Below are 24,674 nucleotides of genomic sequence, written 5' to 3' on the forward strand. Positions count from 1 at the left end.
GAAGTGCCGCCGATGAAGCGTGATGACGCCCGCAACATGTTTATGTTCCTCGCCCTGTCTCTGGCGATCCTGTTCGGCTATCAGTATTTCATAGCTGGCCCGCAGATCGAAGAACAAAGGACCGCAGCTGAAGCGCGCGCCAAGACCGAGGAAGCGGCCAAGCCTGTCCCGACAGCCGACAGCCTGTTTGTCGCAGGTCAACTGCCACGCGATCAGGCCCTGACCCAGACCGGGCGTGTGAAGATCGATACGCCGTCGCTCAAGGGGTCTCTGTCGCTGACCGGCGCCAAGATCGATGATCTGTATCTGAAAAACTATCGCGAGACGATCAAGGCAGATTCGCCGAACGTCGAACTGTTCCGTCCGCAGGGTGCCGAACATGCCTATTATGCGGAATCGGGCTTTATCGGGGCCAATGTCGCGGGTCTGCCGAGCGGCTCAAGCGTCTGGACGGTGCTTTCGGGGGATACGCTTAGTGTCGGCAAGAATGTGGTTCTCGGTTACGACGCCGGTACGGGCCTTAAGTTCGAGCGCACCCTGAGCATCGACGAACACTATATGATCACTGTCACCGACAAGGTGACCAATGAAACCGGCAATGCCATTACACTGGCCCCCTATGCCAATGTGGTGCGTCATGATGTGCCGGACACCCTTGGCCGTAATATGATCCTGCACGAAGGGGCCATTGGCGCTTTCTCAAAGGATGCAACCGCCGAGGCCTATACCCGTAAGGAACTGAAGTTCACCAGCTGGGAAAAGGGCGACAAGGCCAATACCCGTATCGATTCGACCGGCGGCTGGATGGGCCTGACGGACAAATACTGGCTGGCGGCGGTTATCCCTAATCAGGAAAGCAAAATCCATGCGGCTCTGAAAGCCTCAGCGGTCAATCCTGAGGCAAAGGACAAGGAAAAAGAATATATCTATCAGGTCGGTTATGTCGCCGATGCCCTGAATATTGCGCCAGGTCAGCCGGTTGAGGTCAGCTACAAGATTTTTGCCGGTGCCAAGCGGGCCGAACGTCTGGCCGCCTATCAGGATGCCGACAATATACCGTCCTTTGACTGGGCGATTGACTGGGGCAATTTCTGGTTCTTCACCCGTCCGCTGTTCTGGGTACTTGAGCACCTGTTTGCCCTGTTTGGTAACTTCGGTCTGGCGATCCTTGGCCTGACGGTTATCGTGAAACTGATCTTCTTCCCGCTGGCCCATAAGGCCTACGAATCCATGACCAAGATGAAGATGCTTCAGCCGAAGGTCGAGGAACTCAAGAAGCGTCATGAGGGCAACCCTCAGGACATGCAGAAGGAGATGATGGCCCTTTATCAGAAAGAGAAGATCAACCCGCTGTCCGGTTGCTTGCCCATTCTGGTTCAGATTCCTGTCTTCTATGCGCTCTATAAGGTGCTGTTCGTTACGCTGGAAATGCGTCACGCCCCCTTCTTCGGCTGGATCAGAGACCTGTCGGATCGTGACCCGACGACCATCTTTAATCTGTTCGGCCTGATCCCTTACAATCCGGCAACCGTGCCGTTCATTGGCGGCTTCCTTGATGGCCCGCTGCATATCGGCGTCCTGCCCGTGCTCTATGGTCTGTCCATGTGGCTGTCGCAGGGTATGAACCCGCCGATGCCGGATCCGGTTCAGCGCAAGATCTTTGCCTTCATGCCGCTGATCTTCACCTTTGTCATGGCCCCGTTCGCCGTGGGTCTGCTGATCTACTGGACATGGAACAACGTCCTGACTATCGCCCAGCAATATATGCTGATGAACAAGATGGGCGTCGAAAACCCGATCGACACCTTCTTCGGCAAGCTGGCGCGCACCAAGCCTAACTCAGAGGCGGCGCATACGATGGAAATCGCTGATGACGTGATCAATGACGGCATCATCGGCCTGCCTGAAGATCAGCCCGCCAAACCCAGAAAACCAAAGCCCGCGGGCACACCCGCCTCAGGCACTAAGAAAAAGCGTGGTCAGTAAACCTTGACGGACGAACTCTACACAGAAGATCAACTCGAAGCAGGGCGTGTGTTATTCGCACGCCCTGCGCGTTTCGTCATGGGCGCCGCCAAGATCGAGCAATTGCCGCCGGATGACCTTTCTGAGGTCGCCTTTGCCGGACGCTCCAATGTCGGCAAGTCGAGCCTGATCAACGCCCTGACCGGTCACAACCATCTGGCGCGCGCCTCTAATGAACCCGGTCGGACGCGTGAGGTCAATTTCTTCGTCGTCGATGATAAGTTCCGTCTGGTCGATCTGCCCGGCTATGGCTGGGCCAAGGCGTCCAAGACCGAGGTCAAGCGCTTTCAGAACCTTGGGCGTGATTACCTGCGCGGTCGTCCGGCCCTTAAGCGCGCCTATCTGCTGATTGATGCCCGTCACGGCCTCAAGGACGTCGATAACGAGCCTATGGATGCGCTCGATACCGCTGCTGTCTCCTACCAGATCGTTCTGACCAAGGCTGACAAGATCAAGCCGCACGAGCTTGAGGCGGTCATTGCCAAGACGCAAGCCGCGATTAAAAAACGTCCGGCGGCGCACCCTGTGGTGCTGGCGACCTCATCGGAAAAAGGCCTCGGCATTCCTGAACTCAGGGCCGAGATCATGCAAACCTGCGAAGTCGCGCCCTAAACCGGCTATCATTTTAGATCACCGCGTGTTTGTGATTTTTTGACGCGCATTTTGATCCAAAAACCGTTTCACACTTTTTGGAATGCGCGCTGTATTTCGCTTCGACGCGCATTTTGATCCAAAAACCGTTTCACACTTTTTGGAATGCGCTTGTATGCGTCCCTATTGCGGTATTGATTTCGGCACGTCCAATTCAGGCGTTTGCGTAGGACTGGGTGATCAGTTGCGTCTGGTGCCCATCGAGGGTGAAGCGACCACCCTGCCCTCGGCCATTTTCTTTAATACGGAGACAGGCCGGACGCAGTTCGGGCGTGTGGCCATGTCCGAATATCTTGAGGGCTACGAAGGCCGCCTGATGCGCGCCCTCAAGTCGGTTCTGGGCACGACCCTGTTTAAGGAAACCACTCAGATCGGAGCAGGCCGCAAAAGCTTTCATACCATCATCGGACTTTATATCGCCCATCTGAAGCAGACGGCGGAGGCCTTTGCCGGTCATAAGATCGAAGATGTGGTGCTGGGCCGTCCCGTGCACTTTGTCGATGACAACCCCGAAGCTGATCAGCAGGCCGAGAATGAACTAAGGGCCATTGCTGAAGCGCAAGGGTTTCGCAATATCCGTTTTGAGTATGAACCTCTGGCGGCGGCGCGTGACTTCCAGAGCCGCCTTGAAGGGGCGGCCACCATACTGGTGGTCGATATCGGCGGGGGGACGTCAGACTTTTCGGTCATGCGCCTGACGTCAGTCAAAGCAGACATTCTGGCCAATGTCGGGGTACATATTGGCGGCACCAATTTCGACAAGGCCCTGAGCCTTGCGACCGCCATGCCGGATATGGGCTTTCGCAGTCTGATGAGTAACGGCAATGACATGCCGGGGCTTTATTACCATCAGCTTTCAACCTGGCATCTGATCAACCAGCTCTATACTCAGAAAACTCTGCTGGGAGCGAAGGAACTGCATTATCTGGCGCAACGCCGCAATCTGGTGGGGCGTTTGCTGAAAGTCCTAGAAGGCCGCTATGGCCACGACATCGCCGCCCGTATCGAAGCCGCCAAGATTACCCTGTCGTCCGAAGATACGGCGCATCTCGATTACAGCCATATTGAAAAAGGCTGGACGTCGGATATCGACCGGACAGGTCTCATTGAGGCCACCACCCGCGACGTCAGTAAAATCATTCTGACGGCAGAACAGGCGCTCAGCAAGGCAGGCTTAATGCCGCATGAGGTCGATACCCTGTTCCTTACCGGTGGCTCGACGGCATTGCCCGGGTTTGAAACTGCGTTGAAAGCGGCCTTCCCCTCAGCCAGCCTTAATTATGGTGACCGTTTTGCCTCGGTCGTTCAGGGCTTAGGTCTGGCGGCGCAGGCCGAATTCGCCGCCTGACTTCCCTCACGTTCGTGCTCAATGCCTCCCCCCTCACCCCAGCCCTCTCCCCTGAGGGGAGAGGCATAGAAATGGCTTGCATTTCAGATTGCCCCACTGTATTAGCACACTAACACAGTGGAACAACTCGTATGTCTGACACCGCACAGGACAAAACCGAACTGGCAACTGCTCTTCTGACGCTGAAAACGCCGGAAGAGGTGGCGGCTTTTCTCGATGACCTGTGTACGCCTTCAGAAATACGGGCCTTTGCAGAACGCTTCCGCGTGGCACAGCTTCTCGATCAGGGGGATGTCTCCTATCGGGAAATCTCTGAGCGCACCGGAGCCTCGACCACAACCGTTACCCGCGTGGCGCGTTTTTTACGTGACATGCCTCATCAAGGTTACCGGCGCGTGCTGGATCGCCTTAAGCCGAAGCCATAAAGAGAGTTACCCGTATGACCACGCCGCGTTTACGCATTGCTGTTCAGAAATCAGGCCGTCTGGCTGACCGTTCACTCGAACTGATCGCCGGTGCGGGTTTGCGCGTCCTTAAGGGCGTGAACGAACTTCTTTATCGCATCGAAAACCAGCCCATCGATCTTCTGCGCGTGCGTGATGATGACATCCCGACCTTTGTCGCCGATGGCGTCGCGGAACTGGGGATCGTTGGTTACAATGTGCTGGCCGAGCACTTCCCCGATGCCGATCTTGAGAGCCAGATCGTTCAGCGTCTGGGTTTTGGCAAGTGCACACTGAAAATTGCTGTGCCCAATGATGCCGTTTACGAAGGTCCGCAAAGCCTTGAGGGCAAGCGTATTGCGACGTCTTACCCGAACATTCTCGGCAAATGGCTGAAAAACAACGGCGTTAATGCGACTATTGTCGAAATGCGCGGCGCCGTCGAAGTCGCGCCCCGTATGAAGATTGCCCACGCTATCTGTGATCTGGTGTCAACCGGTGCGACGCTTGAGGCCAATGGCATGAAGGCGACTGATCTGGTGCTGTCGTCCGAAGCGGTGCTCATTAAGGCCCCGCATGCGCCGCCCGCCGATCTTGAGCATATCTATGATATGGTCGTGCATCGCTTTGATGGTGTGACCGCTTCGAATGGTGCGAAATACGTCATGCTCAATGCCCCACGCGAACATCTGGATGAGATCATCCGCCTGATCCCCGGTGCCGATGCCCCCACCATCATGCCGCTGGCCGGTCGTGATGATGCGGTGGCTGTCCACGCCGTCTGTCAGGAGAATGTGTTCTGGGACACGCTGGATAAGCTTAAAAGTGCAGGTGCTTCGGCGATCCTCGTCCTGCCGATTGAGAAAATGATGCGCTAAGGGCGCAGATTACAAAGTTTAAAAAGATGAAGACCTTTGTCTGGAAAGACCTGAACGCGGCGGAGAAAAAAGCCGCCCTCGCCCGTCCGGAAAACCGGCGCGATGAGCGGGTGCTGGCCACCGTCAAAACTATTTTCGATGATGTCGAAGCGCGTGGCTTTGATGCGGTCAATGACTGGGCGTTGAAACTTGATGGCCACGGCGTAGAACGTATTGAACTGAACAATGCTCGCGTCGATGCCGCGCGTGCGCAATTGACGGCCACGGATCTTGAGGCCATGGAACTTGCGGTCGAACATGTCCGCGCCTTTCATCAGGCCGAATTGCCGACCGATGGGCCGGTTATTGCCCCCGCTGACGGCCTGAGCCTGCAACGGGTCTATCGCCCGATCACCACCACCGGCCTCTATGTGCCCGGTGGTACCGCGCCTTTGTTTTCGACCCTGATCATGACGGCAGTGCCTGCGCTTGTGGCCGGTGTCCCGAATCGCGTCTGCGTCACGCCGCCGTCAAAGGACGGTTCGCTGCACCCGATGATGATCGCTGCGGGTCAGGCTGCGGGTCTTGAGGCCGTCTGGCGCGTCGGTGGTGCACATGCCATCGCCGCTATGGCGCTTGGGGCGCTTGAGGGCGTACCGGCGGCAGACAAGCTGTTCGGACCGGGCAACAAATATGTTGCCGAAGCCAAGCGCTATGCACTTGAGCGCGTATCCGGCATTGCCATTGATATGCCTGCGGGCCCTTCAGAACTTCTGGTCATTGCCGATGCGACGGCTAATGCGCGTCTGGTGGCGGCGGACCTGCTCAGTCAGGCCGAACACGATGCCGATGCGCAGGTGGTTCTGGTGGCGCTTGATGCCGCCATCGCCGACGCCATCGCCGCTGAGGTTGAGGCTCAGGTTTCGCAATTGCCGCGCGAAACCATTGCCCGTGCCTCGCTTGAGCAGGCGCGTCTGTTTGTCGTTGACAGCCTTGAGGCCGCCGCCGAGGTGTCGAACCTCTATGGGCCGGAACACCTTGCCTTACAGGTGGCAGAACTGGATGCGCTTATACCGCTCCTGACCGCCGCCGGTACGATTTTCGCAGGCACCTATGCCGCTGAAACCTTTGGTGACTATGCGGCGGGGCCAAGCCACGTCCTGCCGACCGATGGAGCCGCGCGGGCCTATGACGGCATTACCGTGCGTTCCTACCTGACCAGCTTTGTGGTGCAACGCGCCACCAAAGCCGGTGCCGCCACTATTGCCCCTGCCGCCGCCCGTCTGGCCCGTCTTGAGGGCCTTGAAGCCCACGCACGGGCGGCAGATTTCAGGCTGGAGATTTAATAATATGATACCTTCGCCCTTTTCTGCCCTGAACGCCGCCTCAAGTGGCCTTGAAAGCGCCCCGCCGTCGCTGGAGCCTTTGCGTAACCGCATGGCCGAGGTTTACGGCGTTGAACCGTCACGCCTTGTGGTGACCCGCGACATTACAGGCGGTCTCGAGCTGATCCTGCGTCGCCTTAAGGTCAATGGCTTTGAAGGCTTCACCTCGGTGCGGGCGGATGACACCCGCAAGACGGTGCTTGAGACCATGGCCGAGGCCTATGGTTTGTCGGTCAAATTCAGCGACACCGCCCCCAAGGGCAAGACCGCCGGTGCTTACCTGATTGACAACCCGCGTCTGCCGGACGGCAAGGCCTGGACCATCGAAGCCGCCCGCACGCTGGCGGTGGATATTTACCCGACCCTGCTGGTGATCGACGAAAGCGCTTTTGACGCCGCCGATGCCCAAAGCCTGACGGCTTTGACGGCGACCGAAACCAATGTCGTGGTCTTAAAAAGCCTGTCGTTCCTCTATGGACTGGCGGGCGCTCAGGTTGGCGCACTGATCACCTCGGATAAGCTGGCAGCCGGTTTGCAACGTTTCGCCGAGGCCACGCCTTTGGCGACGCCGTCGATCCGTGCGGCTGAGGCCTCTTTGTCCCCTTCGCGGGCGCTTAATCTTGAGGACCGCATTCGCCTGATCCGTTCGGAGCAGACGCGACTGCGTAAGCAACTGGCCCAAAGCACTGCCTTAAGCGATTTTGCCCTCAATGACGGGCCGTGGGTCTGGCTGCAACCCGTTGACAAGGCGGCTACCCTTGGGGCCATCAAGCGTCTGGGGCTTAAGGCGCAGGTCGCCTTTGACGGCCTGATCGTGCCCGTCGGCGACGTAGCACACAATGACCGCTTGCTGGCGGCGATTGGTGTGGTCAGTCAATCCAAGCCCGCACGGCGTGGCGAGGTTCTGCGCGACACCAAGGAAACGCGTATTTCCGCCATTGTCGATCTCGATAGCCCGAAGCCGATCACCATTCACACCGGCAACGGCTTCTTTGATCACATGCTGGATCAGGTGGCGACGCACGGCGGTTTCTCTCTGCAACTGGCCTGTGAGGGGGATCTGCATATCGATGCGCACCACACCATCGAAGACTGTATGCTGGCTTTTGGCGCAGCGCTGAAGCAGGCGCTCGGTGACCGCATCGGCATGGCGCGCTTTGGCTTTGTCCTGCCGATGGATGAAACCGAAGCCAAGGTCAGTGTCGATATTTCCGGTCGCGCCTTCTGTGTCTTCAAGGGCGAATTTGCCGCCTCGCACATCGGCGAGTTTCCGACCGAGATGACCGGCCACGCTTTCCGCTCACTGGCCGATGCGCTGGGCGCTTCGGTGCATGTCGAGGTCGAAGGCGAGAACGACCATCACAAGGTCGAGGCCTGCTTCAAGGCGCTGGGTCGTGCTCTGCGCATGGCCACGCGCATCGAAGGCACGGCCCTGCCTTCAACCAAGGGGATGCTGGCGTGAGCAAGATCGTCATAATCGAACTTGGGTGCGCCAATACGGCCTCGGTGCTGTTCGCGTTTGAGCGCCTTGGCGCCGATGTCGTGCTGTCGTCCGATGCCGCTGAAATCACCGCTGCCGATAAGGTTGTGCTGCCGGGCGTGGGCGCGGCAGGCTATGTGATGAACCGTGTGCATGAGTTGGGGCTTTATGACACCATCCGCAGCCTGAAACAGCCGCTGATGGGTGTATGCCTTGGGCAGCAGATGCTGTTTGACTCGTCCGAAGAAGGCGATGTCGCCTGTCTGGGGCTTATTCCGGGACGTGTCAAAAAGCTTGAGGCCCCCGCCCCTCTGGTGGTGCCGCATATGGGCTGGAACCAGCTTGAGATCGTGCGCGACGATCCTCTGACCAGCGGCCTGACGAACGGTGACTATGCCTACTTCGTCCATAGCTATGTCTGTCCGGTGAGCGAGCATACGCTGGCGACATCAGACTATGCCGCCCCCTTTGCCGCCATGGTGCGCAAGGACAATGTCTGGGGCTGTCAGTTCCACCCTGAGCGCTCCTCCGTCGCCGGAGCCAAGATTTTAGAGAATTTCCTTAAGGTGCCTTCATGATCCTTTATCCCGCCATAGACCTGATCGAGGGTGAATGCGTTCGTCTTGAACAGGGTCGTTTTGATGCCGTCACCAAGTATGACTCTGACCCGTTCAAGCGTCTTGATCTGTTCAACGCCGAATTTGCCAAATGGGTGCATATTGTGGACCTTGATGGCGCCAAGGCCGGGTCACCGCAGCAGCATGAACTGATTGGCCGTCTTGCGGCGGTGTCACGTGCCAAGATCCAGACCGGTGGCGGTGTGCGTTCGCGCGAACATGTCCAGACCCTGCTCGATGCCGGTGTTTCGGCGGTCGTGGTAGGATCAGCGGCGGTGAAAACCCCTGAAGAGGTACGCAACTGGCTTAAGGATTTCGGCAAGGATCGCATTACACTGGCGCTTGATGTGCTGCCGACCAAAGACGGTGGCTATGACGCGGCCCTGCATGGCTGGGTCGAAGGCTCTGGCATCTCACTGTGGGATGTACTGGACTATTATCCGGTGGGCGTGGCGCAGCGTATTCTGGTCACCGATGTGTCGCGCGACGGCATGTTGCAGGGGCCGAACATGGAGCTAATGAAAGCCCTGCGCAAGGCGCGCCCTGATCTTGACATTCAGGCCTCGGGCGGCGTGCGTTCGGTCGAAGACCTCTATGACCTCAAGGCCATCGGCATCAACGGCGCAATCGTCGGCAAGGCGATCTATGAGGGCCTGATTGACCTGAAAGCAGCTATAAATGTTGGCTAGACGCATCATCCCCTGTCTGGATGTCAAGGACGGCAAGGTCGTCAAGGGCGTACAGTTTGTTGGCCACGAAGTGCTGGGTGACGCGGTCGATATGGCCCTGCGTTACCGCGACGAAGGGGCCGACGAGCTGGTGCTCTATGACATCACCGCCTCAGCCGAAGGCCGCACGGTCGACTATAACTGGGTGCGCGATATTGCCCGCGCACTGGACATTCCGTTCTGCGTTGCTGGTGGCATCCGTTCCGGTGAACAGGCCGTGCGCTGTCTTGATTCCGGTGCCGACAAGGTGTCGATCAATTCCCCCGCTCTGGAACGCCCTGACCTGATCAACGAACTGGCGGAAATGGCCGGTTCGCAGTGCGTGGTGGTCGGTGTGGATAGTCGTGAACTCGATAACGATTACTACGTCCATCAGTATTCCGGCGACCCCGATAAAATTCGCGCTGCCGGTCGGCGTACGCTGGACTGGGTCGTCGAAGCGAAAGACCGCGGTGCCGGTGAGATCGTGCTCAACTGCATGAATCAGGATGGCGTGCGCAAAGGCTATGACCTTACACAATTGCGTCTGGTGCGTGACCTGATCGATATTCCGCTGGTGGCCTCAGGTGGCGCCGGTGCGACTGAACATTTCACGGATGTATTTGAACAGGCAGATGTGTCAGGCGCACTGGCCGCCAGCGTCTTCCACAAGAAGATCATCCATATTCCCGACCTGAAACGCGACCTCAAAGCCGCCGGTATTCCGGTAAGGATCTGACACATGCCCGAAGCTCACAAACTGCCTAATCCCCTGACGCTTGCCGATATTGATGCGTTGGATTTCACCAAGGGCGATGGCCTGATCCCCGCCATCGTGCAGGACGCCGATACGCTTCAGGTGCTGATGCTCGGCTATATGGATAAGGCGGCACTGACCGAAACCCTTAGTGCGGGGCAGGTCACCTTCTTTTCGCGCTCCAAAGGCGGGCGCTGGCGCAAGGGGGAAACCTCAGGCGACTTCCTTAATCTTGACCGTATCCTGACCGATTGCGACGAAGACGCGCTGCTGGTCTATGCGCGCCCCGTTGGCCCGACCTGCCACACCAAGACGACCTCATGCTTTGGCCACGAAGACGCGCCGGGCATTGGTTTTATCGGGCAACTGGCCAGTGTTGTCGCTGAACGGGCCAAGGCCGATCCGGCGGACAGCTATACCGCACGTCTGATGCACAAGGGCGTGGCCAAGATCGCGCAAAAGGTCGGTGAAGAAGGCCTTGAGACGGCTCTGGCCGGTCGTGCCGGTGACCTTGAGGAACTGCATGCCGAGGCGGCTGACCTGTTGTATCATCTATCGGTGCTTTTGATGGCGCGTGAGACCTCGCTTGAGGCCGTTCTGGCTGTCCTGCGGGAACGTCACACGGGACGGTAGTTAGTACACCGGACAGGACTGCCACTGATAAGCGACGGCCATGACCTGCCGCCTGTAGCGATAGACCACATAACCTTCGCGCTCAGGCTCATTGCCGTAATAGGTCTGGCAGCGATTGAGGTAGACGGTTTCGTTTGAACTGTAGCTGCTGTCGGCCTTATAGCTGCCGTCCTCAAGGCGGCGCACCGTGACCCGCTGATAGCCTGAGCCATAGGGGCCATTAGTGTACATATAGTCGCCGTCATAGACATGGCGGCTGGCCAGCAGAACGGTCTGTTCCCTGTAACCATAGGCCTGCATGTAATCGATAGCATCACGGAAGCAGTATTCACCCCATAGACGCGTCGCGGGCGGGCAATCGCGGATAACCATCGCTACGGGCACCGCTACTTCGGCATAGGCTTCGTAAATATCTGCCGGCACAGGGGCCAGAGGCGCGCCACAGCGGGCATTAACCTCTTCGACCGCATAAAGTTCCGCCTCATGTCGGCGCACATAGACTCCGTCATTGCCATAGGCCGCACAGTCGCGGGGGATAGTCAGCAGGGATTTTTTGAACCAGCGTTTGTCGGCCTTGAAGCCTTTGGATTGTCGCTTGAGCACCAGTTGCTCAATGTCCTTGTCGCTTAACAACTCACCTTCGGCAACGGGACGAACGGCGGCGATCAGATCAAGTTCTTTTTCGGCTGCATTCGCCTGAAGGCGTTGAATACCGGTGCGGGCACAATAGACCTTACGGACGATGTAGCCCTTGTCGCAATCGGCCTCAGGCATGGCCAGAAAGCGCCAGGTGCCCTGAACGCGGATAAATTCGGTACGGCGATAACTGTCTCCGGCGGGCGGCACTACACCAATAGACGAGGGCGCAGCGGGTATGGTCTGGCCCACGGGGATATATGGCCCGCGCGGTTGCTCCGGTCCACCGCCGCACATCACGGTCTGACTTTCCTGCGCCACTACCACGCCATCGCGCTGTTCGATGCGATAAACGATGTCTTCGCCATTCAGCCGGTAGCAGCCACGCGGGACAAAGACATCCGACGTGTAGGGTAAGGCTTCAGCCGTCAGCTTGCCGTCTTCAAGGGCGACCTCATAAAGCGCATAGCCGTTGCCTGCCCCGACCCGATCCCCTGCCGCCACCTGATAGGCCGCGCTTAAGACCCGCACACGCGATTGTCCGGTTTTTTTCAGCCAGACCTCAGTGGTTTGCAGGCATGGGCCACCGGCAATGGGCCTGTGGCTTTGGTGGCAGTTGGCAACGGGCTGGGCAATCAGATGCGCTGACCCCAGAATTTCGCGGGCCTCACCGAACTGAGCCGGTCGCACCAGCTTCGGCGGCGCGCCATAGCCCTGCGCCTGAACGCTTGTGCCACAGGCGGTTGCGCCCAGCATCGTGATAAGTAAACCTGCTACAGGATACCGCATGGCCCCCTCCCCCGTTATTACCGTCCGGTACGCTTTACAGTCATCGGCTTTCGCCCGCCTGACAGGGGACGAGCGAGTAAAGTGGTTATATTGCACCTTAATAGCCGTAAAATAACACGATTCCATTGCCTTCACACTTCGATTCAGGCATAGTTTACCGCAGGCGCTCTGGGAGGAACCGTCTTTTTCATGTCTTCGCTGCTCGACATTGTGGTTTCTTTTCTGGCGGCAGTCCTGTCGGCAGCGTTTCTGCATTTCGGCGCGGCGGAAAAGCCGGATGATAAACACGCCGAGAAAAAGCCCGAAGCCACCGCGATGGTCGCCCTGCCAGAATCCCCTGCCCCTGAGGCCGTTCCCGCTGCGGTCAATGCCCAGAGCCAGACGGCTTTGCCGAGCATGAAGTTTCTGGCGTATTAGGGACTCTTGTGCAGCGGCTGGCATGTGATGCCGACCATTCACAACGCTCGATGCTCCGATTATCATCACCAGCGCCGATGAGGCCATAATGACCGGACAATCACAGACAAGCGGCCAGAAGGTGACGGCTGGGACGTGACGCACAAGTACTAGCGACCGCAGTCTCACTGAAAATCCAGCGCCGGGTGGCGCAGGATGCAGAGACTATGGTGCCCTGCGGTTACATAGGGGGGAGTCGGACCTAAATCAAACCGCCTCAGCATAGCCGGGCGTTTTTCTTTCCGCCCGGAGCCTATGCCTTAGCGAAAAGCCCCTGCCGGGAACCATACGCCGTATCAGAGATGTTTTGCTTTTGACGGACGCTAGGCCTAGCTGGCCAGCTTCTGTTCAATTGCCTCCAGTAAAGACTTCGCTTTAGCAATAAAGCCTGAGCTTAGTTGATTAACCCGTGAACTGGCCAACCGCTCCTGAAAAAATCTTCGGATTTGATTTTTATTCGGATGGGAGGAAAGTCCTAGTTCTTTCTGAATGTTATCTTTCGCTTCATTATCTAGTAAATCTTCAATCATTTTCAGCCCCGGAACAAGTTCCTCAATCGTTACGATCTTCTGAACTGGCATCCCATAATCTGTAATGTAGCGTCCTTTTTCCACTTTACCTTGATGATCACTGTCGAGCATAAAAAGAAAGTTCAAATTCCAACCCACATGAAGGGCAACCAAAGCTCCCAAAGTGCCGGCCCCCAAACCTGGTAAAAGCGGAAGCTCGTTCTTCCCTAATCTCTGAGCCGCGTATCTTAGTATATAATAATCAGACTTTCCCTCTAAAACTACGCTTGCTCTCTGAATATCAAAGCGAGAAGGAACCACCTGCAACCGATCCAAGATTGGCTGAAAGTAGCTAGTTTGTGTGGGGTTTGCATTTACAAAAGAACGGTAAGAGGCAACCTGTATGTCCAAAGATTCATCGTCAAGAGATATATCGTCCAATACAGAAGACAGAGGCGCATCGGCGCGGTTAGTCACGATGAAAGTCTGCTCAAGCCACTTAGGCTCAATCATGTAATGACTATGCGTGCTATAGGCTAACGTATGTTCCCCTTTTGCTACCTCAGGAAAGCTTTCAATCAATTTTTGCTGTGCTGCAGAGTGAAGATTAGAGGCTGGTTCATCAAATAAGAATAATAAAGGCCTAGTACTAGATCTTGATACACGAAATTGCGTAAATAGCATAAATGCAAAAAACCATCGAAATCCAAGGGATCTATCATTTACATTAAATCGACGCGTCCCATCTCTAATTTGAAATTTTATATATACATCATGCTCATTTGTTTTTTCTTTCATACCTGCGGAATTTTCTTTTTCGCCCTCTATTGTTTCAAATGAAATGACAACTTCTTTACCATGTGTATTTTCGCCAAATATTTTATTCCATCGACCGAATACTAATTTAGTCACGGCTGCGCTTGCACGATCCATTACATGTTGAATTTTCGTTCGATCATCATGCTGCACCCAAGTGGAAAAGAATGAATGCCAAGGAACTACCATTCCCTCGCCCCTCACACGCCGCACTATATCTTTTTCAATCGTGTGTCCGTGACCATCAAAGTCTAGAATATCTTGGAAAACACGCCTATAGAATTTGTCTATTGCGCCCCCCCGTTCCGTCAGAAATATTCTTTCTGGAAAATTAAAAACAAATGTGGGAAAATAAGCTATGTCCGGCGTAAATGAATAAACGACATCACGGATGAATACATATTCTTCAGAAGTTTTATCTCTCCACTTGCGCTGACTTCCCGACTTTACTTGAGGGGAGATTGTCAGATTAAAAAAGTTTTTTTGAAAATCCCCATCCTTAAATCTTTGTTTTCTTTCAAAAACTATTAAATCTGGGATTGTGGAAATATTCACTTCAAGGCCATGTTTTTCACGCAGCCTCTTTGCAATATTCTTTTTATCCTCTTCAGAAGCTGAAAGAGTTGCAATAACTGATACGTCGCCAGTAAAAGTGGATATCAAGTGTCGGGGCACCCGATCATTAAATGGCACGCCCGTGCCTTCCTCTCCGCCTAACAATTCGCTGGTTGCACTGTCAGGTGAAAAACTGTGTATGGCCTCTAAAACGGTCGTCTTTCCGCTCTCATTCAATCCCACTAACGCAAAAACGGCAGCACCGCCAATCCCATCGAAGTTGATAGTTGTGTCCTTGATGCCCTTAAAATTTTTGATCTGGAACGACTTGTATTTCATTCGACTCGCCTCCCTTTATTCGGGATTAAAACATGCGTCGAGAATTTCAACTAGTGATTTTAGGGACATACCTATGCATCGTTGACGGTATGTAGTGCCATCTCGCGGTAGCTTTCCTGAGGCCAAGCTACCCATTCGCTACATGCATCTTATTGCCGCCACCGCAGATTGAAGTGAGTACAAGCAGTAGTACGTTAAAATATAAAGAAAAAGTGGTGCCTGGAGCCGGAATCGAACCAGCGACACGCGGATTTTCAATCCGCTGCTCTACCAACTGAGCTATCCAGGCCCTTAACCGTTTGTACGGGCCGTGTCGGGAAACTCTCACCGACAGGAGAGGCCGGTCTATAAGCGAGGGTTTCGCGCTTGGCAAGCGCACAAACCGGCAAAAACCCAAAAAATCGCTCTATTGTGGCTCTTCGTCGTGAAAAGATGAGGATAAATCCTCGGAGTCGGGGTTATCCCCAGCCTCAGTGCCCAAAGCGCCCGATCCGTCGATGACATAGTCGCCTTTGAGCCAGTGCCCGAGGTCAATATCGGCGCAGCGTTTCGAGCAAAACGGCGTGTAATCCTTTGCGGCATTGGGAAGGGTGGCGTCAGCGACAAAATAAGGCGTGCGACAGCGGGCGCATTTACGTTGGGTGGGCATGGGTCCCTCAATAATCAGTTTAAGCGCAAAATATCGCCATTTATGGCGGTTTCATCGGCCTTTAGGTGCAGTCGCGGGGATAAGGGGTCCTGACTGTCCTTAAGGGCCTGCGCGACGACCTCAAGGACGCGGTGCGGGGCATTAAGGGCGAACATCGCACCGCCGTCGCCTCGTGCCTCAGCGGCGGCACGCCACAACAGGCGACGGGCCTGCCGCACCGGCGTGGACGTAAGCGCCCTGTGTGGCGCGGCACCCCACGGACGGCTGAGTTGCAGCGTGCCAAAGCGGTTAGGCCCGCCCAGACTTATCACCGATGCCTCAGGGCCAAAGGCTTCGATTGCCAGAATTTTCAGACGGTCGAAATCATGGCGCGACCCGATCAGGTCAACCACGACAAATCCTGCGAGATTGCTCAGGCGCAGGAGGCGTGCAGTCTCATGTATCGCCTGCTCATTGGTTTTGCGGATGGCACTTTTGAGGTTACCCGACAGACCGTCGGCGGCATTGCCGAGATCGACATCAAGCGCCACCAAGGCCCGCGTCGCCTCAAGGGATATGTCCGCGCCGTTGCCCAGGCTGATGACGGTGGCCAGCGCCTGCGTTTCGGCCGTGTCGAGATGGTCGGTGGCGTCTTCGCCGGTCATGACCTCAGGGTCGTCTGAGGCGATCAGGGCCTTGGCCCGCGCCTTGAGGCGGGTCACTATGTCCAGAGGCGCTGACAGACGGCGCACAGGGCCATCGGCGGGGCCTAAGACCCGCGCCCGCGCCAGCTTGTCGCCGCGTGGTTCGGCAACGATTTCGACCTCAAGGAAGCTGCCTTCGGTGACATCCGCTTTGGCGTCGATCATGGCTTGTTGGCCATCGGCAAGCTGAACGAAGCCAATGCCTCCGCTGCGAGCCGTCAGGCGGGCGACCGAGCGCACACCCATGAGTGTCAGGGACGGATCGTTAATCAGGCCTTCGAGATAGAGATGCGGCTGGCCGTTACGGAACACCGCTCCGCGACCAAAGCCGAAGCGCTGTTCGTACCAGAGCTTCAAGCCGGATAGCCCGCGCCGATCAGCAACTGGCGCGTTTCATAGAGGGGTAGCCCGACCACCGCCGGATAGGAACCGATCAGGCTGATGACAAAGGCCCCTGCCCGCCCCTGAATGCCATAGCCACCGGCCTTGCCCAGACCTTCGCCGCTTTGCACATAGGCGTCGATTTCGGCGTCACTCAGGCGTTTGAATTGCAGGCGGGTTTCGACGACGCGCTGCGACACGCGATCAGGGGAAATCAGCGCCACGCCGGTAAAGACGCGGTGGTTGCGGCCGGACAACAGCTTAAGGCAATCGCGCACCTCACGGTCTGTTTCGGCCTTGGGCAGGATACGGCGGCCCATGCTGACGACCGTATCGGCGGCCAGAACATAGGCAGGCGCACCGAAGCGAGCGGCCACAGCCTGCGCCTTGGCCACAGCCAGACGCGCCGCCAGCTGGCGCGGGGTTTCTCCGTCCAGAGGCGTCTCATCAATATCGGAGGTTATAACCTGATCCGCCTTAAGGCCGATCTGCGCCAGAAGCTCGAGGCGACGCGGGCTGGCGCTGGCCAGAATGAAAGGCGCCGCAGACATCGAGGCAGCGCTCACTTACTTGAAGCGATAGGTAATACGGCCCTTGGTCAGGTCATAGGGCGTCATTTCGACCATGATCTTGTCACCGGCCAGTACGCGGATGCGATTTTTGCGCATCTTACCCGCTGTGTGGGCGATAATTTCGTGATCGTTTTCCAGCTTTACGCGAAAGGTCGCGTTAGGCAGCAATTCAACCACCGTACCCGGAAACTCCAGAAGCTCTTCTTTTGCCATTCGGTCCCGCTTGGATAGAGAAATAAAATATCGGGCGAATCCACCATGGACGCTCGCCCGACAAAACCGTGGCGCTCCCTTTATACCCAATCGCCGGATTTTTAAAGGTGTAAATACGAAAAGGCCCCGAACCGTGCCTTTGGAGCGGTTCGGGGCCTTGGTTATTCGCCTTAAGTTCGGATTAGAACTTGCGGACGACGCTGACGGCTACGTTATCGGCGTCGCCGTGGCCTTCCTTAAACTCAGAGCGCGTATAGTCGCCGCGCACCGAATAGGCGTTGTTGAAGTGGTACTGCGCACCCACGCCATAATCAAAGGCCTGACCATCCTCTACGTTCGGCGTATTGGCATGGTTCTTAAGCTTGGTGTCAGAGACACCCACACGACCAATGAGGTCAAAGCTCGGGCTTACCGGCAGATAGCCTACGGCATAGGCCGCCTTACGGTTGGTCAGCTTGTACTTGCCCGATTGCGTAACATCGGATTTCGTACCGAGCGCCAGTTCACCTTCGACACCGAAGTGCGGCGTCAGCTTCGCACCCAGACGGCCATTGAGGGATTCAAGATCGGCATCGGTCTTGTTGTTGCTGGTTTTACCTGCACCCAGCGAACCATAAACTTCGGGCTGGGTCAGGGACTGCGCGGCGGCACCTTGCACGCCCAAAGCGGCAACAGCTACGGCAGCGGTGGCAATAAGCATGGTCTTCATAATGTGCTCCTAAATTCTTTTAAAAGGCGGCCTCTTTGATGAGTGCTCACCGCCTCTGAGGGCCGCGCTGCGTTTGCGCAGTCACCTCAGCGACACATACAGATTTAGAGGCGCAAAGGGGCGCGATTAGGCCCGACAAAAGACCATTTCAGGGCAATTATATAAGCAAAACATCAATTTAAGGGGTTTTGGCCGCAAAGCCGCCCTGATGATGAACGCAAAATGAACGATCGTTCACTTTTGGCGAAACAACGGTGGTGTGGTATTTTTGCATAGTTATTTAAACAGACACCTTATTCTAGTGTGCTGCAGCACAAACATCCACCCGTCATCGAAGATAGCGTAGAATCTCCCCAAACAAATGTGGTTGAACGATATAAGAAATTTAAATTACAATTCGGCAGCATATAGCTCTTGACCGAAAGCACCGCTTTGTGAAACAAACAACCTAGGATGATAGTGTAATGGAAACACGCCTTTATGGAGTCTAGCTGGGTTCGATTCCCAGTCATCAAAGCACACTCCAGGGCGTGCTTTGATGACTGGGAACAAAATGGCCGCAACGAAAGAAGCTCTTTATAAAGCTCATGTTAAAAATTTACGTGAGGTTTCCAACGCACTTCGGAACTTATTGCGCGCATTGAATGCAAGTCTTTCATCCGGCGAAACTCAAACATCATCCGCCCTACTAAAAACTTGCATATTATTGCTTGGTGCGTGGTCTGAAAATCGCCTAAACAAATTACTATATGAGCCGAATGGCTTTTCAAGTGCTGAACGAGATCAACTAACCAGTTGTCGAACTCAAATTGGTACATGGAAAAGTGCCATAGAGATAGGATTTCGTAAGCGATACAAAATTCCAAACGCGCCGTTGGATACGGCGTTACAGTTAACCCCAAGGTCATACTACCAAGCTTTAACCGCCGCTTTAGATAATGAATTAAACCCCATTATTGAAATGCGAAATAAACTAGCACATGGCCAATGGGTTCAACCGTTAAACAATAAAAATACAGATTTTTCTCAAGATATGAGATTGAAAATCAATAATGAAAATGCGCATACTATAAAATGTAAATTCAGGATGCTGGAGATAATGGCGCAAATGATTCATGATCTCGTCACCGGAAATGGTGCATTTGAAAGAGATATAGATAAACATTTTCAAAAATTTGAAAATGCCAAACGCGATATCATGGGACGCAATTATGTTGAATGGGTTACAAGCATGCAGGCCAAGTATAAACGCGGCAAAATAAAGCGCAATTCAGCCCCAAGTATATCTTAAATAACATGTGTTAACTTACGCATATTTACTTAACTCCAGATACGCAATGTTTAGACCATCTCAAATAACCGCCGTGTGGTTTATTTTTCGATGTTAATTTTACCTCTAAGGCCCTTAGTCAACTGCTTGGCACCACCATTAGGCTGACCAATCAGGAAACCTAGCGGATCAGAGAAGCGCTATTGATGGAGATGCCTCGTCCGTCAGCGACTTCGCGCTGACACCTCCCCCGTACGCTACGCTACAGGGGAGGATGTAAGGGATTGGTTCCGCCCTTAGCTGCGGATATGCAGGGCATAGACCAGCGTGAATAACCGGCGGGCGGTTTCGTGGTCGATGTCGATTTTGCCCTTGAGGCGTTCAGTCAGCTGTTCGGCCCCGTCATTATGCACCCCGCGGCGGCCCATATCGATGGACTCGATCTGGGCGACCGTCGCGTTTTTCAGCGCGTCATGATAGCTTTCGCAGATCAGGGCATAGTCCTTCATGATCTGACGCAAGGGGGTGAAGGACAGCATGGTCTTTTTGGCAAAGCCTTCGCCGGTCACGTCAAACACCAGTCGCCCGTCCTCATAGGCCAGACGCAGATTATAGCTGTCGCAGGTGCCGCCTTCGGGGGCGAAATGGTTGCGTTCGATCAGGTCGAACATCGCTACCTGACGTTCGTGCTCGTTTTCAGACGTATGCGCCGACAGGCTTTGCGGGTCAATTTCTATACGCGCCAGACGCATTCAGGTCTCCGGATGCTGAGGGACAGAGCGGGCGCGATGCGGCGCCGCCAGATCAACCAATACCATGTCGAGGCATTCGACCTCAATCTGCAATTGCGGGTGCGCCTTACCGGCAAAAGCCACATCGATAACGCAGGACGGGGCTTCGGCGGGCGTCACGGACAGGCTCAGGATCGACAGCCCCAAAGGCGGCTTAGTGAGGTTGAAACCGCGTGACCGGATCGCCGTTACATCACCGATTTGCAAGGCGCTGACGACCCGTAAAGCCTTGCCGCCGCGCTCATGGCAAAAGCGGTTCAGGCGCAGGGTCAGGGTGCGCGCCTTGGGGTCATAGGCAATGTCTTCGCCGCGTAGGGCCGCATCCTGCAGCAGGGCGGACACCGGCAGGACATCCGCCTCTGACTGCACCAGCAGACGCAATCGCTTCTCAGGCTTTTTGAACCAGCCGAACACGCCTATTCCTCAAGCTCCATGACCGGCTCATCGCTCTTGAGGCGGCGGATATCGGCACCGCAGGCCGACAGCTTGCCCTCAAGATTCTCAAAGCCGCGATCCAGATGATAAACGCGGTTGATGGTGGTTTCACCCTGCGCCGCAAGCCCTGCGATCACCAGACAGGCCGAGGCCCGAAGGTCGGTCGCCATGACCTGCGCGCCTTTGAGGGCATCGACGCCCTTGACGCGCGCCTCACCGCCCGAGGCCACAATATTGGCCCCCAGACGGCTCAGTTCGGGCACGTGCATGAAGCGGTTTTCAAAGATGGTCTCACGGATGATGCACTCACCTTCGGCCAGGGTCATCAGGGCCATGAACTGCGCCTGAAGGTCGGTAGCAAAGCCCGGATAGACGCGGGTGGTAATGTCCACGGCCTTAAGCTTTTGTGCCGGATCACGGCGGATGGTGATGGTGTTGCCTGCGGTTTCGATGGCGCAACCGGCCTCACGCATCTTATCGAGCAGGATACCGATCAGGTCAGGGCGCACATTGGTCAGGCGCACTTCGCCGCCCGCCATGGCTGCGGCCAGCGCATAGGTGCCCGCTTCGATGCGGTCGCAGATCACCGGCCAGTCCGTGCCGTGCAGCGAGGTCACGCCTTCAACCGTAATGGTCGGGGTGCCTGCGCCGGAGACTTTGGCGCCCATCGCATTGAGGCACAGGGCCAGATCTTCGATTTCCGGCTCACAGGCGGCGTTTTTGAACACGGTCGTGCCTTGCGCCAGAACGGCAGCCATCAGGGCGTGCTCAGTCGCACCAACCGAGACAAACGGAAACTCGATTTCCGCGCCTTTGAGGCCGCGCGGAGCCTGCGCAAAGACATAGCCTTCGTGCATGTCGATATGTGCGCCCAAGGCCTCAAGCGCCTTGAGGTGCAGATCAACCGGACGCGCACCGATAGTGCAGCCGCCGGGCAAGGACACCTTGGCATGGCCGGTACGGGCCAGCAAAGGCCCCAGCACGTTGAACGAGGCGCGCATCTGGCGCACAAGGTCATAGGGTGCAAAGGAAGACGTGATTTCCGGCGTATGCAGGATGCTTTGTTGACCGTCAGGACCATCGCTCTCGGTGATCTGACAGCCGAAACGCGCCAGCAGACGCCCCAGCAGGCGTGTGTCGGCCAGACGCGGCATATTGGTCAGTCTTACCGGCTCAGAGGTGAGCAGGGCGGCTGCCATCAGCTTAATGGCTGAGTTCTTAGCCCCGCTTACGGGAATGTCTCCATACAGCGGCACGCCACCGGTCAGGGCAATACGATCCATAGATTCGCCATCTTAAAAAGCACTAATACCTCTGTGCTTCTACAACACAATCCGGCGCACGCAATATGGTTTCGTAAAAAGCCTGTTCAGTCGTCTTTGGTCTCAGTTGTGGAGACCGGCTTTGACGTCGCTTTTTGCGCCGCCTTTCGCCGCATGAGGTTCGCCCTCAGGGCCGCATTCAGACGGGCGTCACGATCCGCCTTGCTCTCAGGTGCTTTTTTTGGGATTTTCGTTTGGTCATTCATGGGCGGAAATCCAGTGTTTCGCCTGAATTAAGACCCGAACCGGCAAAAAGCGAGGGATAATTGTGCGTAACCCACACTTTTTGCTTTGCGATTTCGGCAGGGTTCGCTATAGGCGCACCCCTCGGGGTAATTTCCGACGCTGCCGTGGCTCAGTGGTAGAGCACTCCCTTGGTAAGGGAGAGGTCGTGAGTTCAATCCTCACCGGCAGCACCACGAAGGCCCGTCTCTGAAACATGAGACGGGCCTTCGCCATTTCAGCAGCATATTTCCTGCAACTCTCCATTTGACCGTTCTGACCGGGATACCCTTATCGCGCCTGTAAGGGCCTTGACGCGCACACCTTATTAAGTCAGACAAATGATCAGGTATTGGAGAGGTATATCATGATCGCTTTGCGCTTATCCGCCTGTTTGCTGGCGCTCATCGCCACACAGCCTGCCTTTGCGCAAGGCGATGCGCCGGGATCGAACCCGATTATCCGCGATGTATTTACCGCTGATCCGGCGGCTCTGGTGGTTGGAGACCGCGTCTATCTCTATGCTGGCCGTGATATTTCTAACGACAAGTACTACAACATGCCCGATTGGCTGGCCTATTCATCCACGGATATGAAGACCTGGACGGCGCACGGGACGGTACTCAAGCCGACTGATTTCAAATGGGCGAGAAGCGATGCCTATGCCTCTCAGGTCGTGGAAAAAGACGGCAAGTTCTATTTTTATGCCACGGCCAAGCACAATAAGCCCGATACGGCCATGGCGATTGGTGTCGCGGTATCAGATAGCCCGACCGGCCCCTTTGTCGATGCGCGCGGCACAGCCCTGATCACCAATGATATGACCCCGCAAGCCCGTCATGACTGGAGTGATATAGACCCAACCGTTTTTACCGATGATGATGGCACGTCATGGATGATGTGGGGCAATGAAAAGGCCTTTCTGGTCAAGCTCAAGCCCAACATGATCGAGTTGGACGGGCCCATCCGTGAAGTTCAGTTGCCTCATTATACCGAAGGCCCCTGGCTACATAAGCGTGGCGATATCTACTATGTGACCTATGCCTCATGGGATAAGGGCGATGTCGGAGAATACATTTCCTATGCTACGGCACCGTCTGTCGAAGGCCCGTGGACCTATCGCGGCAAGCTGACCGGAATGGCCGAAAACAGCACGACCATTCATCCGGCTATTATCGAATTCAAAGGCCAGTCCTATTTCTTCTATCATGACGGTGGCCTGACCATTGGCGACCAGAAGGGCGGCAGCTATCGCCGCGCTGTTCGGGTTGAGTACCTTGAGTACAATCCCGACGGCACCATAAAGCCTATTGTGCAGACAAAGGCCGGCGTCTCTGTGCCGCCGAACTGAGGATTATATAGACGTTTCTGAATACATCAGTCGAGCATGATCTGGCGCAGTTCCATTTCCTTGAGCCTGTTGGCTTCAGCCTGCTCGGCAGCGAGACGTTCGGCCTCTTTCGATTTTTCGCGCAACACATATATGGCGCGCCACACCCTGGCCACCTCGTCATCACCGACAGGTTCATTAAGCGGCGCGTCATAGTCGCCGTGACTTGTCCGGACAATGGCGTTGGCGATGTTCTGAAGGGGCGTGGTGATGAAGTGCGACACCAGCCATATTGCTGCCCCCAGTACAATAAGAATACTGACCACCGCGGTAATAAGAAAATCGCTCGTCCGCCTCTGCTGGAACTGGTCAGCCTGTCGCTTGACAATGTCCAGTTCGGCGCGCGCCTTATCCACCAGTGAGGCGATATTTTGCTGAAAGGCAATGCGATCGCTGCGACTGGGAACGCCAAGCGCTCTGGCTTCGGCTATCCGGCCTTCGCGAGCCAATTGAACCAGTTCCCGGCGGATATGAAGAAAACGGGTAGCAGCAACGTCTATTTGCCTGAATTCTGCATCATGTTCCTCTGGTAAAACCTCGTTCCAGCGTTGAAGCAGCGCAGGCATGGCATCCAGTTCAGCCGCCAGCTGACTGGCAAATTCGTTGGCTTCGGCAGGATTCGCTGACAGATAAATACCCCGTGAATCCATGACGACTTTGGATACGGTATTATTCAGTTTTTCACCAACAAAGGCGTGCTCATAAGCCCGGCCATAGTCATCCATCATGCGATCATAGTCGCGTAATGTCACCAGACTAAGTGCCGTCACGGCTACCGCAATCAGGGCAATAGCACCGATCAGGGTTAATATACGCAAACGGATGGTCATGCCCCACTACCTTCCCTATCCAGCCCTGTTCGTGCAGGCGCAAGGTAGCGGCATTGCCTTGTCTGGAATGTGCCCCTCAGCCCGTAGGTTTCTTTTCCGCCCAGTATGAGCGCAACCTTTATTGGCTACAGCATGGCCCCCTGTCTGGCGCATGGACAAATAATATTTTTGTGAATGCCACAAAACCTCAGAGCCGTTTTTTAG

Annotated in this window: 26 protein-coding genes and 2 tRNA genes; 15 read left to right on the forward strand and 13 right to left on the reverse strand. The window is 55.7% G+C overall.

From position 1 onward, the window contains the following. The first annotated feature begins 12 nt into the window (after positions 1-12). The 11 genes from yidC to hisIE all read left to right on the forward strand — a co-directional run bounded on the left by yidC (position 13) and on the right by hisIE (position 10,903). Positions 13-1,986 carry a membrane protein insertase YidC gene (yidC, locus tag E5201_RS09290; protein WP_140985749.1) on the forward strand — a complete coding sequence of 658 codons (1,974 nt, stop codon included), beginning with the start codon at positions 13-15 and terminating at the stop codon, positions 1,984-1,986. Between the two features lie 78 nt (positions 1,987-2,064). Then, positions 2,065-2,637 (forward strand): ribosome biogenesis GTP-binding protein YihA/YsxC, encoded by a 573-nt coding sequence (yihA, locus tag E5201_RS09295; RefSeq protein ID WP_425456575.1) that lies wholly within the window; start codon positions 2,065-2,067, stop codon positions 2,635-2,637. Between the two features lie 154 nt (positions 2,638-2,791). Continuing rightward, complete coding sequence (locus tag E5201_RS09300; protein WP_140985751.1) at positions 2,792-4,024, forward strand: Hsp70 family protein; 1,233 nt, start codon at positions 2,792-2,794, stop codon at positions 4,022-4,024. Between the two features lie 131 nt (positions 4,025-4,155). After that, on the forward strand, positions 4,156-4,449 hold the full coding sequence (locus E5201_RS09305) for a YerC/YecD family TrpR-related protein (RefSeq protein WP_140985752.1): 294 nt from the start codon (positions 4,156-4,158) through the stop codon (positions 4,447-4,449). A gap of 14 nt (positions 4,450-4,463) precedes the next feature. After that, positions 4,464-5,345 (forward strand): ATP phosphoribosyltransferase, encoded by an 882-nt coding sequence (hisG, locus tag E5201_RS09310; protein WP_140985753.1) that lies wholly within the window; start codon positions 4,464-4,466, stop codon positions 5,343-5,345. Between the two features lie 26 nt (positions 5,346-5,371). Next, positions 5,372-6,670 carry a histidinol dehydrogenase gene (gene hisD / locus E5201_RS09315; protein WP_140985754.1) on the forward strand — a complete coding sequence of 433 codons (1,299 nt, stop codon included), beginning with the start codon at positions 5,372-5,374 and terminating at the stop codon, positions 6,668-6,670. 4 nt (positions 6,671-6,674) lie between these two features. Beyond that, positions 6,675-8,171 (forward strand): imidazoleglycerol-phosphate dehydratase HisB, encoded by a 1,497-nt coding sequence (hisB, locus tag E5201_RS09320; protein WP_140985755.1) that lies wholly within the window; start codon positions 6,675-6,677, stop codon positions 8,169-8,171. Then, positions 8,168-8,767: an imidazole glycerol phosphate synthase subunit HisH gene (hisH, locus tag E5201_RS09325; protein WP_140985756.1), complete on the forward strand. Its 600-nt coding sequence runs from the start codon at positions 8,168-8,170 to the stop codon at positions 8,765-8,767. Before hisB ends, hisH begins: the two co-directional genes overlap by 4 nt. After that, positions 8,764-9,495 carry a 1-(5-phosphoribosyl)-5-[(5-phosphoribosylamino)methylideneamino]imidazole-4-carboxamide isomerase gene (gene hisA, locus E5201_RS09330; RefSeq protein ID WP_140985757.1) on the forward strand — a complete coding sequence of 244 codons (732 nt, stop codon included), beginning with the start codon at positions 8,764-8,766 and terminating at the stop codon, positions 9,493-9,495. The genes hisH and hisA overlap by 4 nt, the downstream gene beginning before the upstream one ends. Continuing rightward, a complete protein-coding gene (hisF, locus tag E5201_RS09335; RefSeq protein WP_140985758.1) occupies positions 9,485-10,252 on the forward strand; it encodes an imidazole glycerol phosphate synthase subunit HisF in 768 nt (255 codons plus the stop codon). The genes hisA and hisF overlap by 11 nt, the downstream gene beginning before the upstream one ends. A 3-nt stretch (positions 10,253-10,255) precedes the next feature. Beyond that, positions 10,256-10,903 (forward strand): bifunctional phosphoribosyl-AMP cyclohydrolase/phosphoribosyl-ATP diphosphatase HisIE, encoded by a 648-nt coding sequence (gene hisIE, locus E5201_RS09340; protein ID WP_140985759.1) that lies wholly within the window; start codon positions 10,256-10,258, stop codon positions 10,901-10,903. Here hisIE and E5201_RS09345 read toward each other — a convergent pair whose 3' ends face one another. Beyond that, positions 10,904-12,295, reverse strand: a complete 1,392-nt coding sequence (locus tag E5201_RS09345) for a hypothetical protein (protein WP_219993582.1) — start codon at positions 12,293-12,295, stop codon at positions 10,904-10,906. It abuts the gene before it with no gap. Between the two features lie 222 nt (positions 12,296-12,517). Here E5201_RS09345 and E5201_RS09350 point away from each other — a divergent pair, with 222 nt between their 5' ends. Beyond that, positions 12,518-12,745 (forward strand): hypothetical protein, encoded by a 228-nt coding sequence (locus E5201_RS09350; protein ID WP_140985761.1) that lies wholly within the window; start codon positions 12,518-12,520, stop codon positions 12,743-12,745. Positions 12,746-13,113: 368 nt separating this feature from the next. On the opposite strand, the gene E5201_RS09355 is transcribed toward E5201_RS09350, so the two are convergent. From E5201_RS09355 to E5201_RS09385, 7 genes are all read right to left on the reverse strand, one after another. Further along, on the reverse strand, positions 13,114-15,003 hold the full coding sequence (locus E5201_RS09355; RefSeq protein ID WP_140985762.1) for an ATP-dependent nuclease: 1,890 nt from the start codon (positions 15,001-15,003) through the stop codon (positions 13,114-13,116). A gap of 213 nt (positions 15,004-15,216) precedes the next feature. Continuing rightward, positions 15,217-15,292, reverse strand: a tRNA-Phe gene (locus E5201_RS09360). A gap of 117 nt (positions 15,293-15,409) precedes the next feature. Beyond that, the gene (locus E5201_RS09365) at positions 15,410-15,652 is read right to left on the reverse strand and encodes a DNA gyrase inhibitor YacG (protein ID WP_140985763.1); all 243 of its coding nucleotides are present in this window, start codon (positions 15,650-15,652) and stop codon (positions 15,410-15,412) included. Between the two features lie 14 nt (positions 15,653-15,666). Then, positions 15,667-16,692: a ribonuclease E/G gene (locus E5201_RS09370; protein WP_140985764.1), complete on the reverse strand. Its 1,026-nt coding sequence runs from the start codon at positions 16,690-16,692 to the stop codon at positions 15,667-15,669. After that, on the reverse strand, positions 16,689-17,267 hold the full coding sequence (locus tag E5201_RS09375; RefSeq protein ID WP_140985765.1) for a Maf family nucleotide pyrophosphatase: 579 nt from the start codon (positions 17,265-17,267) through the stop codon (positions 16,689-16,691). The genes E5201_RS09370 and E5201_RS09375 overlap by 4 nt, the downstream gene beginning before the upstream one ends. 15 nt (positions 17,268-17,282) lie before the next feature. Beyond that, positions 17,283-17,501 carry a translation initiation factor IF-1 gene (infA, locus tag E5201_RS09380; protein WP_140985766.1) on the reverse strand — a complete coding sequence of 73 codons (219 nt, stop codon included), beginning with the start codon at positions 17,499-17,501 and terminating at the stop codon, positions 17,283-17,285. Positions 17,502-17,682: 181 nt separating this feature from the next. Further along, the gene (locus tag E5201_RS09385; RefSeq protein WP_140985767.1) at positions 17,683-18,210 is read right to left on the reverse strand and encodes a porin family protein; all 528 of its coding nucleotides are present in this window, start codon (positions 18,208-18,210) and stop codon (positions 17,683-17,685) included. Positions 18,211-18,763: 553 nt separating this feature from the next. Here E5201_RS09385 and E5201_RS09390 point away from each other — a divergent pair. After that, a complete protein-coding gene (locus E5201_RS09390; protein ID WP_140985768.1) occupies positions 18,764-19,501 on the forward strand; it encodes a hypothetical protein in 738 nt (245 codons plus the stop codon). 275 nt (positions 19,502-19,776) lie between these two features. Here E5201_RS09390 and E5201_RS09395 read toward each other — a convergent pair whose 3' ends face one another. From E5201_RS09395 to E5201_RS14785, 4 genes are all read right to left on the reverse strand, one after another. Further along, entirely contained in the window at positions 19,777-20,232 is a 456-nt protein-coding gene (locus E5201_RS09395) for a UPF0262 family protein (RefSeq protein WP_140985769.1), read from the reverse strand. Next, on the reverse strand, positions 20,233-20,685 hold the full coding sequence (locus E5201_RS09400; RefSeq protein WP_246050536.1) for a DUF2948 family protein: 453 nt from the start codon (positions 20,683-20,685) through the stop codon (positions 20,233-20,235). A 2-nt stretch (positions 20,686-20,687) separates the two neighbouring features. Next, positions 20,688-21,989, reverse strand: coding sequence for a UDP-N-acetylglucosamine 1-carboxyvinyltransferase (gene murA / locus E5201_RS09405; RefSeq protein WP_140985771.1), 1,302 nt, complete (start codon positions 21,987-21,989; stop codon positions 20,688-20,690). An 86-nt stretch (positions 21,990-22,075) separates the two neighbouring features. Then, positions 22,076-22,234: a hypothetical protein gene (locus tag E5201_RS14785; protein ID WP_181404582.1), complete on the reverse strand. Its 159-nt coding sequence runs from the start codon at positions 22,232-22,234 to the stop codon at positions 22,076-22,078. 138 nt (positions 22,235-22,372) lie between these two features. On the opposite strand from E5201_RS14785, the gene E5201_RS09410 reads away from it, so the two are divergent. Both E5201_RS09410 and E5201_RS09415 read left to right on the forward strand, forming a co-directional pair. After that, a tRNA-Thr gene (locus E5201_RS09410) sits at positions 22,373-22,447 on the forward strand. Positions 22,448-22,617: 170 nt separating this feature from the next. Beyond that, the gene (locus E5201_RS09415) at positions 22,618-23,601 is read left to right on the forward strand and encodes a glycoside hydrolase family 43 protein (protein ID WP_140985772.1); all 984 of its coding nucleotides are present in this window, start codon (positions 22,618-22,620) and stop codon (positions 23,599-23,601) included. Positions 23,602-23,627: 26 nt separating this feature from the next. Here E5201_RS09415 and E5201_RS09420 read toward each other — a convergent pair whose 3' ends face one another. Next, positions 23,628-24,470, reverse strand: coding sequence for an MCP four helix bundle domain-containing protein (locus E5201_RS09420; RefSeq protein ID WP_140985773.1), 843 nt, complete (start codon positions 24,468-24,470; stop codon positions 23,628-23,630). Between the last annotated feature and the right edge of the window lie 204 nt (positions 24,471-24,674).

The sequence above is a fragment of the Asticcacaulis tiandongensis genome, from assembly GCF_006475605.1.
GTDB lineage: Bacteria > Pseudomonadota > Alphaproteobacteria > Caulobacterales > Caulobacteraceae > Asticcacaulis > Asticcacaulis tiandongensis.